Annotated in this window: 9 protein-coding genes; 4 read left to right on the top strand and 5 right to left on the bottom strand. The window is 34.9% G+C overall.

Annotation, left to right across the window (positions count from 1 at the left end; genetic code table 11):
* The 5 genes from FWJ34_RS16460 to FWJ34_RS16440 form a co-directional block, all read right to left on the bottom strand.
* Positions 1-555 (bottom strand): serine/threonine-protein phosphatase (locus tag FWJ34_RS16460; RefSeq protein ID WP_308256432.1); only part of this gene is annotated, 555 nt, incomplete at its 3' end.
* Between the two features lie 28 nt (positions 556-583).
* Positions 584-2,284, bottom strand: a complete 1,701-nt coding sequence (locus FWJ34_RS16455) for an AarF/ABC1/UbiB kinase family protein (protein ID WP_308256433.1) — start codon at positions 2,282-2,284, stop codon at positions 584-586.
* Positions 2,285-2,512: 228 nt separating this feature from the next.
* A complete protein-coding gene (locus tag FWJ34_RS16450; RefSeq protein ID WP_308256431.1) occupies positions 2,513-2,827 on the bottom strand; it encodes a DUF6825 family protein in 315 nt (104 codons plus the stop codon).
* A gap of 275 nt (positions 2,828-3,102) precedes the next feature.
* Positions 3,103-4,653 (bottom strand): serine/threonine-protein kinase, encoded by a 1,551-nt coding sequence (locus tag FWJ34_RS16445; protein ID WP_308256430.1) that lies wholly within the window; start codon positions 4,651-4,653, stop codon positions 3,103-3,105.
* A gap of 57 nt (positions 4,654-4,710) precedes the next feature.
* Positions 4,711-5,154 (bottom strand): hypothetical protein, encoded by a 444-nt coding sequence (locus FWJ34_RS16440; protein WP_308256429.1) that lies wholly within the window; start codon positions 5,152-5,154, stop codon positions 4,711-4,713.
* 222 nt (positions 5,155-5,376) lie between these two features.
* On the opposite strand from FWJ34_RS16440, the gene sufR reads away from it, so the two are divergent.
* The 4 genes from sufR (at position 5,377) to FWJ34_RS16420 (ending at position 7,646) form a co-directional block, all read left to right on the top strand.
* Complete coding sequence (gene sufR / locus FWJ34_RS16435; RefSeq protein WP_308256428.1) at positions 5,377-6,027, top strand: iron-sulfur cluster biosynthesis transcriptional regulator SufR; 651 nt, start codon at positions 5,377-5,379, stop codon at positions 6,025-6,027.
* Between the two features lie 269 nt (positions 6,028-6,296).
* Positions 6,297-6,779: a thioesterase family protein gene (locus FWJ34_RS16430; RefSeq protein ID WP_308256427.1), complete on the top strand. Its 483-nt coding sequence runs from the start codon at positions 6,297-6,299 to the stop codon at positions 6,777-6,779.
* A 47-nt stretch (positions 6,780-6,826) separates the two neighbouring features.
* Complete coding sequence (locus FWJ34_RS16425; protein ID WP_308256426.1) at positions 6,827-7,129, top strand: YtxH domain-containing protein; 303 nt, start codon at positions 6,827-6,829, stop codon at positions 7,127-7,129.
* Positions 7,130-7,274: 145 nt separating this feature from the next.
* On the top strand, positions 7,275-7,646 hold the full coding sequence (locus FWJ34_RS16420; RefSeq protein ID WP_308256425.1) for a DUF948 domain-containing protein: 372 nt from the start codon (positions 7,275-7,277) through the stop codon (positions 7,644-7,646).
* Positions 7,647-7,864: the final 218 nt, after the last annotated feature.

Here is a 7,864-nt window from a genome sequence, read left to right as displayed (position 1 = left end):
GCCTGATACAGTGTCAACAATCTGTTGAATATCAATGCCTTCATATAAATCTCGTCTGCCTAAACACTGAGATAAAACGTGTCGCCAGGGGTGATGTTTAGCGTCTTCTGCGGTTATTTCTCCAGCTCTAATTGCTTGTGAAATCCATGTATGATCAAGAGTTACTTGCTCTAATTTTTCTTTTCGTAAACGATAAAGTCGAGAATCACCTACATGAGCACGCCAAGTTTCGCCATTTCTAAACATAATCAAGACTAAAGTTGTACCCATATCCGCCCTTGCGGGATTATTACTTTGATCTTCTAAAATACCTTCATTAGCTTGATAAACAGCTTTTTCTAGTAAGTCATAGGATTCGATGGGAGCTTCCCAGTTAGCTTCGAGATAGTCTTTTATTACTTCTGTGGCTATGCGACTAGCTTCTTCTCCTCCTGCATGGCCTCCCATGCCGTCTGCTAAAATAAAAAATCTTCCATTTGGGTCAATATAATGGTTATCTTGATTATAAGGTCTAACTAATCCTGGATCTGTTAAACCAGTAAATGCACATTTCATAAAGTTACTAATTTTCAGTTGCAATAAGTTATAGTTTGCGATCAAATTTATCTAATTGTCTCAGTAAGCGGAATAAAGACAAAGCAGGAAAAATACTGATAACAATAACAGCGATCGCCAATTGCCATAGTCCGTTAACAACCAGTATAGTACTAGATAGAATTAAAGCACTCATAAATAAACTATAGTTAGTTGCCATTTGCATCCCTGCGATACGACGTAATAATCGTTCCGATTCTAATGATCTTACCCGTAAACGGAGATCTCCACGTTCTAATTTTTCTATTGTATCGTCTAATCGTCTTGGAAGACTTAAAGCACTGTTACTAACTTCCATGGCTTGACGACTAAATTCATCAAAAATTGATTTACCGATACCGTTATTATTAAAATCCCTCATTATTTGAAAAGCAAAAGGTTGTGCTACTTCCATAAAGTTAAATTGCGGATCTAATCCTTTACCAACACCTTCTAGGGTAGAAAAAGCGCGCATGACAAAGGTAAATGTAGCCGGAAAACGAAAAGGTTGATCATAGGCTATTTCGTACAAATCTTCACTAATTTTACTAATAGACTGCTCCTCAAAAGGTTTATCCATAAAATTATCTAACATAAATTGTACAGATCTTCTAACAGGTCCGGGATCATCCATTACCGCTAATGCCTCTAAATCAATTAAAGCGCTCACTACTCGATCAGCATTTTTTTCGGTGATGCCAAATAACATTTCGATCAATTTTTCTTTCACATTACTTTTGAGTTGCCCCATCATGCCAAAATCGTAGAAAATCAATGCACCATCAGAAGCTACAGCTAAGTTACCCGGATGAGGATCAGCATGGAAAAAACCATCATTTAGTAATTGTTGTAAGTAGGCTTTTGCCCCTAATTTCGCCAATATTTTTCGATCTAATCCAGCAGCTTCTAGGGCTTCATAATGACTGATTTTGATTCCAGGCATATATTCTAAGGTTAAGACTCTCGGAGATGTATAACGCCAATAAACTCTTGGTACTTTAACCCAATCAGCACCTCGAAAATTACGCCTAAAAGTATCCCCATTTTGCCCTTCTAATAAGTAATCGGTTTCTTGCCACAAAATGCGACAACATTCTTCATAAATACCTAACCAATCTCTACCTTTACCCCAGCGAGGGTGATTTTGGAAATAGCGAGTAATTTGTTTCAGAATAGCTAAATCAATGGTAAATAATTGCGGTAATCCAGGTCGTTGAATTTTAACGACAACTTCCTCCCCTGAATATAACTGGGCTTTATGAACTTGTCCTAAACTAGCTGCCGCAATGGGTGTAGGATCAAAGCTACGAAATAATTTATTTAATGATTTACCTAAATCTTTCTCAATAATGGCGGTAACTTGCTCAAAACTAAAAGCTGGAACTCGATCTTGTAATTTTGACAATTCTTCTACATATTCCGTCGGGAAAATGTCGGCCCGGGTAGAGAACAATTGACCTACTTTAATAAAAGTTGGACCTAATTCTAGCAAGTTTTCCCGAATCCATCCGGCTTGAATTCGCCGACGTTGTGATCGTCTTTCATCACTATAACCGTTAGTATAAGTCCATTTTTTGCTATTACGCCACAGTTTGAAAAGAAGAATTAACACAAAAGTCCAAATATCGATACGACGACGAAGACTTGAGTAATTTTCACGATTCCAACGATAAACTTTTTTCCCTTTTTCAGGTTTATTGATTGTTGCCAAAGGGGCAAGATTCGGATTTGTTGGTAGATATTCTTTTGGATTAGAGTATGCGGATGACACTGATATTTTGATAAATTTGGTTGACTTAAGAATTAGGAATTCAGAATTAGAAATTAGGAATTAAGAATTAAGAATTAAGAATTAGGAATTAGGAATTAGCAGTTAAGAATTAGGGCTAAAGCTCTTACTAAAAGCCTATTGGCAATTTGCTTTTGCCCATTGCCCTTTTTACTGTTTTTGGCGATAAGTATTTAATTCTGCTTTTAAACGAGCAATTTCTGCCCTAAGTTCGTCTAATAATTCTTGTAAATCCACCGAGCTATCAGCCGTTACTGTGATCGTAGTAGGATTATTTGATTGTTGTTTTTGAGCTTCTGCCCTAGCTTTGACTTCCCTGGCAAATTCTTCTAGTCTTTGTTTGGTTTCCGCATCAAATTTACCAATATCACTGAGGATATTTGTCAAAGTATGTTCAACTTTTTCTGTCATGACTTCAGCAAAGGCTTTACCGAAAATAAACGCTTCTGTTAATAGATTACTCATTTGCAATATTTCTTAACGCTTTTGTTACAAATTATATCTTTATTTTCTCAGTCTTATAACAATTCAAGAAAAACACATATAAAAACACATATAAAAACAGAATAAACTGACTATCTTAAAATCACTTATAATCCCAGATTTTGATGAAAAAATCCTTTAAAAATAAGACTTTAGGAGTCCTAAGAAAATAAAACCTTTTCACAAAAATAATTAAGTTTAGGAAAAAAAATACATAAAATCAATTTAACCAATGTTTAAATCAATATTATTAATGATTACTTATAGCTTTGGGCTAATTTTTCTAAAATACGAGGTTTTAAACGCTCAAATTCATCTTTGAGTCTTTTCCGACTGACATTAGCTTCTCCTTTATCGGTGAAAGAAGTGCTATTTTTAACCCATTCTTTCATAATATTACATTGATTAGAAGCAATAGTAGAAATCATGCTATGTTTACATTTTTGTGGTTCTTCTAAAGCAAAAAAGAGAATTTTATAACTACCTAATTCTGAAAGAGAAATAACGACTTGTCTAGCACTTTCTGTTTTTAAATCTAAATAACAAGGTAACCATCGTGGTCCGTAAGTAGGATTATAAATTACAGTAATCCATAAAATCATCGGATGAGGTGAGTTAAGAAACAGAAACTGGTTATAGCGAATACTAACTATTCGATTTAAAATATCTTGTTTATCTAACATTACCCATAAACTAGGATAGGTTTCAGTTTCGGTATTAACAATACGGGGGAAAACTATTTTTTGTATCGGTTTATTTTTAGGCCATGTTAATTGAGTCTCTTTTGATACTTGTGGTTGAGATGAAGATTGGTTGATTGCACCGTCAGCAATTTCGGTTTTATCATCAGGACGAACATTCGGGCTGTCATTATTGGCAATAACCGTTTCTTGCCCTGAATAATTAGTTTGATTACCAGCATTAAGGCGATTAGTCGTTTTTTCTAATGCTTCGATAACTTTTAATATTTCAGCAACGCTTTGAGGACGATTCTCCCTAGATTTCGCCATACACTTCAAAATGATGTTTTTCAATTCCGAAGGTATTTGTAAATGAGATTCAAAGGGGCGTGGTTGAAAATCATGATGAGCTTTATACCATGCTCCAAAGGAAGAAGTTTCAGGTAAAATCGGCATTTCTAGGGTTAACATTTCATACATCATTACCCCTAAGCTATAAATATCTGATCTGTTATCTAATTCTTTTCCCTCCATTTGCTCTGGGGAGCAATAAGCCAAAGTTCCCATAAATGAATGAGTTTGAGTGGCATTTGCCTGTACTAATTTAGCAATGCCAAAGTCTAAAATCTTCACTAATTCTCCTAAAGTCGGATCTTGCATTACAGAAACATTACTAGGTTTAATATCTCGATGTACTACTTGACAAAGCTCACCATGTAACATTATTCCACTATGAGCCGCATCCATTCCGACACAGATTTGACGGGTGATATAGAGAAATCGCTTTAATGCCATAGGCTGAAATTTAATAATATCGCTTAAACTTTGCCCTTCTAAAAATTCCATGACATAATAAGGGACTTCATTCTCATCGATACCATAATCTCTGACTCGGATGATATGAATACTTTTTTCCCCTAAGAGGGCGCTAATCGTAGCCTCCCTTTCAAAGCGATGACGCATTTTTTCATTCAGCAGAGTTTGGGAGAGGAATTTAACGGCTACGGTGACTCCACCTAATACCTGATCTTCCCCTCTATAGACTTGTCCCATAGCCCCAGAGCCTATTAGTTCTATTAGTTGATAACGATCACCTAATATCCGATTGTCTTTTTTCCCTAAACTCATGATTTAACTTAAGTATCAAATCTTATCTATTCTTATTTTGACTCATGTTCTGACATTTTATCCATGACGTTCTAAAATTCCTTCCATGGTGTTGAGAATATTATTTCCTGTCATCATCGCACTGGTTATATGATAGGTATTTTCCTCAAGACAAAAGTAAGTTTCAAAACCATTTAAACGACGATTATCTCCTAATACCCAATATCTTTGAATGATCGAATCATTACTTAACCAACCTTCTCCTTCTATTTTCTCAAAGTCGCTTCGTTTTAATACATACGCATATTGAGTTTTTCCTGCTGGTAAAAATCCTTTATACTCAAAAGTTATATCTGGGCGATCTCCATTAATAAAAACGATTTTAGTTTTGATAACAAACCAATTAGTTTGATCCCATGTAATAATACTAGCACCTTTAAAGAGGGTTGATTTTTGGTTTTTATCTAGCCATGTACCTTTAATAATCCAACGACTGGGTTCTAGGAGAAAGGTGTGAGTCATGAAAATAGGTGGTAAAAATAAAGGATAAAAGATCAAAACTTTAACCTATAACAAATAATATATACAAAAATGGGAACTCTGAGAAATAAAGTTTCCTAAAATATACTTAAGAATCATTAACGAATAAACTGCTATACTTAAGACTTAAGCAACTAATTTGTTGTTTTATTCCTGATGAATATTTTGATATTGTTAATATTATTACCGCTTTAGAGGGAGATTATGACTACTTCCCTACAACAATCAAGTAAAGATTCCATCTTACAATATTTACTTAAAGAAAATAAGGCTTCGGCTCAAACTATAGCTGAAGTGATTAATATTAGTCCTCAAGCTACTCGACGACATCTAAAAGAGTTAGAAGAGCAGGGATTGATTGAACTTTTTATAACTCAAATAAAGACAGGAAGACCACAACATTTGTATTCTCTCTCAAAGAAAGGGCGTGAGCGTTTCCCCCAAAATTACGGGGAATTTGCCGTATCATTTTTGGATACTCTGACGGAAACCGTAGGGGAAATTCAAGTCTCGAAAGTATTAGAAAAACAATGGCAGAGAAAAGCTGAAAATTATCGACAACATATAACAGGGAAAACTTTACGTCAAAGAGTTAGTCAGTTAGCCCAAATTAGGAAACAAGAAGGTTATATGGCGGAATTGTTTTGCGTAGAGGAAGATTCCCATAATCCGCCAAAATTTTTCTTAACGGAGCATAACTGTGCTATATCTGATGTAGCGGAATCTTATCCTCAAGTTTGTAGTCATGAGTTAGAAATGTTTGCTTCTTTATTTCCTGATTGTAAAGTAGAACGGACTAATTGGATTAATGATGGTGAGCATCGGTGTGGTTATTTAATTCAAGGTTTAAGTTAGGAATCATCCCTCAGACAATGGGCAACGGGGAATCGGGGCAATGAATGATGCACTGGTAAAATCTTTATTCTAAATTCTAAATTCTTCTTGGCTTAGTAAGAATAACTGATTGAAACAATATTAAAATTCATTTTTCAAACTTTGTTAATTAAATATTTTTGTTCTGATGCAAGATCTCAGTTTTAGAAAAATTATAGGATAAATCTCTAATGTATAACATTTCAAGATAGGATTATTCTTGATGATTAGAATTTATTGGGAGAAGTAAATTGTCTCAAGCACAGCCACCTCAATTATCTCCGACTAGGGAGATTGAATTAGATAATAGTTTCCGAGCAACTACAGAAAAATGGTTTGAATATTCTATTACTGCACATCCTCATCATACTGATTATGGGGGAATCGTTTGGCATGGTAATTATTTAACTTGGATGGAAGAAGCTAGAGTAGAATGTTTGCGATCCCTAGGCATAAATTATGCTAATTTAGTTAGTCTAGGATGTGATTTGCCCGTTATCGAGATAAATCTTCGTTATCATCAGTCGATGAAAATGGGCGATCGTGCTATAGTGAAGACAAGAATGAACGAGATTCAGGGGGTAAGAATCCATTGGGATTATCAAATTACGGCGGAAGAAACCCCTTTAATTTATGTTAGTGGTAGAGTAACTTTAGTGGGTATTGATCGAGAAAAGGGTAAAATTATGCGACAATTACCACCATTGTTAAAAGATGCCCTTGTCAAATTGTAGAAACTTCTATTTAATTATTTAAGAGTCAATGAAGACAGGAACTTTCCATGAGTGAAGATCAAAAAAATAACAGTTTTATTCTGGGATTAATTATCGGTAGTAGTATGGCTACGGTAGTGACTCTTTTATTGTCTCCCCGAAATGGCTCAGAAAATCGACAAGTTTTAAAAAAAACCGCTCAGGCTTTGCCGGAAATGGCTCAAGATTTATCTTCTAGTCTCGAAGTTAATCGTCATCGTCTTTCTCAATCAGCTCTCAAAAAATGGGATAATACCCTTAATCGTCTCAAAGTTGCCATCGCCGCAGGAATAGAAGCCAGTCAAAATCAATCTAACCTAGATGATAAGTAATTGAGAATGAGGAATGAGGAATGAGGAATTACCGGCACAGATTTCGGTTTTACCACCCCATCACTAATCACTCACTATTTACTATTCCATATTCACTATTCCCTATCCTTCCTAAGTACAAATTATTTCCTTCTAAAGTATAATTATGACTGAACCTATTTTTTGGCTAGGATTTTCTCTTTGTTTAGTCTCTATTAGTTTAACCGCAGTGCTTGTAACTTTAATCCCAGTTGCCCAAGAATTAAGCCGAGCGGCTCGTAGTGCTGAAAAACTATTTGACACTTTAAATAGAGAATTTCCTAATACTTTAGAAGCAATAAAAGCTACAAATATAGAATTAACTGAATTAAGTGGTGAAATGAAAGAAGGAGTTAAAAGTGCTTCGGGTGCTGTTAAACAAATCGATCATAGCCTAGTTACTGCTAAAAAACAAGTGGAAAATGCCCAAATTAAAAGTCGTAGTTTTTGGGCAGGTTTAAAAGCAGGTATTCGTACATGGCAAACCTATAATAATTAACCTGAGTTCGATGTAAAATTGTCGGTGAAGATGAGACTAGGTGACTAGAAGACTAGATGACTAGAAGACTAGATGACTAGATGATTAGATGACTAGATGACTAGATGACTAGATGATTAGATGACTAGATGATTAGATGACTAGATGACAAGACACTTAAACATTATTAAAATTAGTTTTGTAGAATTATTGACTAGATTGAATTATTTTTGATGTTA

It is taken from the genome of Geminocystis sp. GBBB08 (assembly GCF_016743215.1).
GTDB lineage: Bacteria > Cyanobacteriota > Cyanobacteriia > Cyanobacteriales > Cyanobacteriaceae > Geminocystis.
This window is presented reverse-complemented; position numbering and strand designations above follow the sequence as displayed.